The organism is Bacillus litorisediminis (genome assembly GCF_022808645.1).
Taxonomy (GTDB): Bacteria; Bacillota; Bacilli; order Bacillales; family JC228; genus Bacillus_BF; species Bacillus_BF litorisediminis.
In genome coordinates, this window is record NZ_JAKZKT010000113.1 from 1 (window position 1) to 1,598 (window position 1,598).

General features: G+C 34.6%; 2 protein-coding genes. Both read right to left on the reverse strand.

The window, feature by feature from the left end; translation table 11 throughout:
- Positions 1-44: 44 nt before the first annotated feature.
- The gene (locus MLE14_RS22185) at positions 45-299 is read right to left on the reverse strand and encodes a hypothetical protein (protein ID WP_243300536.1); all 255 of its coding nucleotides are present in this window, start codon (positions 297-299) and stop codon (positions 45-47) included.
- On the reverse strand, positions 274-1,515 hold the full coding sequence (locus MLE14_RS22190; RefSeq protein WP_243300537.1) for an IS91 family transposase: 1,242 nt from the start codon (positions 1,513-1,515) through the stop codon (positions 274-276). Before MLE14_RS22190 ends, MLE14_RS22185 begins: the two co-directional genes overlap by 26 nt.
- Positions 1,516-1,598 lie beyond the last annotated feature (83 nt).

The following is a 1,598-nucleotide window of genomic DNA, read 5'->3' on the forward strand; positions in this document are numbered from 1 at the left end:
GAACAAAATCGCTAACGCGACTTTAAGCACGTCCCAAGTGAGTATTAATCACTTGGGACATTCCTCGCTCTGCGCATTGTGCCATTACAAAAAGGACATACTACTTCCACTTCTTCATTATCATTTAAATCATAATGAAATTCTTCAAACACATATTCAGGAACTTCATCTTCTTTTCCACAATCCAAACATTTAAAAATTATTATTTTTATATCTTCATCTAATCCAAATGGATCTTCTTCTTCTAACCACTTTAGAAAATCTTTACTCAGATCATCCTGTTCTTTGTTTTTGGCCAAGATTATACCTCCTGATATTTTTAATACACTCCATGTCCTCCATATAATGATAAAGGAAGCCGTAATCCGCATGCCATATTTCAACTAAATCCATCTCACGATGGCAATGTGGACATATAAAAGGATCTTTATCAAATGATTCAATCATTCGTTGTCTATAGGTTTTCTTTTTCTTTTTTGTTTCGAGTAATAGCGAAAGTTGTCTGGTTCTCATAAATGAATAAAGACTTAAAACCTGATTTGCTTTTTTATATGATCTTCTACTGTACAAACCAAAACGACCAACCATTCGAAAATGCTTGGGTGAGATGTGTTGTAATAGATTAAATAAAAATTTATATACAGGTTGTGTTTCATCAACTCTTTTTCCTGTTTGATGGTCTTCGTACCAAAAGTGAACTGTCTTACCATCGTATTTTACAATGCGATACTCTGCTATAGCTGGTCTCGCTAGGTATCTTCCTATGTATTTCGCTGCTCCTTTGGCATCTCTCATTCTCTGTTCTGCATTCACATAAAACCCTTTTTGATAACGTTGGTATAGATCAATAATGAGGTTTATAACGGACTGATTATTAGGAAACCAAGATTTTAATAAATCTAAAACAACCTTTTGCCAGGACTTTCTCAAATATTCGTATGGAATAAACTCAGTGGGAACCCACTCATTACGGTTATCAATTGCACCTTCAGTTACTAGGGCATGTATATGTGGATTAAATTTTAGATCCCGTCCAAAAGTATGTATCACCGTAATAATGCCAACCTGTAAATCTCGTTTTTTACTTTTACGTTGAAAGTAAAATTGGAAAACTTCAGCCACTTTCTTAGCTAGTTCATTTAACTTTTTACGGTCTTTAAAAAAGACATTTCTCAATTCCTTCGGTATTGTAAACACCATATGGCGATGAGGGACGTTAAAGATCATTTCCTGTTGCTTATCTGACCAATCATCTGTATATTTCTTACCACACTTATGGCAAAAACGACTTTTACAAGTAAAACAAACAAAAACAGGTCTTGGTCCACCTTCACAACCAAGACATTCATAGCGGGCATACCCCAAATCCCGAGTGCCGCATCTTATTGCTTTCTCAACTGTTTCTTTTATGTCTTCACGGTATGACTCCGAAAAAAGATCTGAGTGCATCTTCCAATAACCATCAAAATGATCTTTTAATATACGTTTGATAATTCCGCTGTTAGCCTGACTCATATGACATCTCCATTAATATATATATACGAACATTTTACAGAACAGTTATCCACACGTCTAGAATTTTATAATTTCCTAAACGA